Consider the following 485-nt stretch of genomic DNA (forward strand, 5'->3'; position numbering starts at 1 on the left):
CCCATACCACTGCGCAACTGCCGCAAGTAGACATCCTCCACGTAGGTCGTCTGAAACTCGACCACGGCTTCTCGCCGCAAGCCTTGCAGCTTTTGAAACAGAACTTTTAAGCAGGCGGCATGTCGCTGGTGTACCTCAACCGGCGCGGCTTCGCGCACGCGCTGTTTTGCGGCGACTGCGGCCATACCTTCGGCTGCCCGAACTGCTCCGCCAAGATGGTGCTGCACCACCGCGCCCGCCAACTGCGCTGCCACCACTGCGACCACCGCGAACCCATCCCATTCAAATGCCCCGACTGCGGCAAACAAAACCTGACCGCCACCGGCCACGGCACGCAGTGCGTCGAAGAAACCCTACGCGCCTTCCTGCCCAAGGTCGCCGTCGTCCGCGTCGACAAGGAAAGCACCGCGCACAAAAATGACCGGGCGGGTTTGTACTGCCGCATCGCCGACACCGAAATCGATATTCTGGTCGGCCTGCGGATG

Annotated in this window: 1 pseudogene; it reads left to right on the forward strand. The window is 62.3% G+C overall.

The features are described 5' to 3' along the window. Positions 1 to 485 (forward strand): annotated as a pseudogene (locus ACTHUE_RS20200) (primosomal protein N'); the annotation flags it as partial.

This window comes from Neisseria sp. P0021.S005, assembly GCF_051956955.1.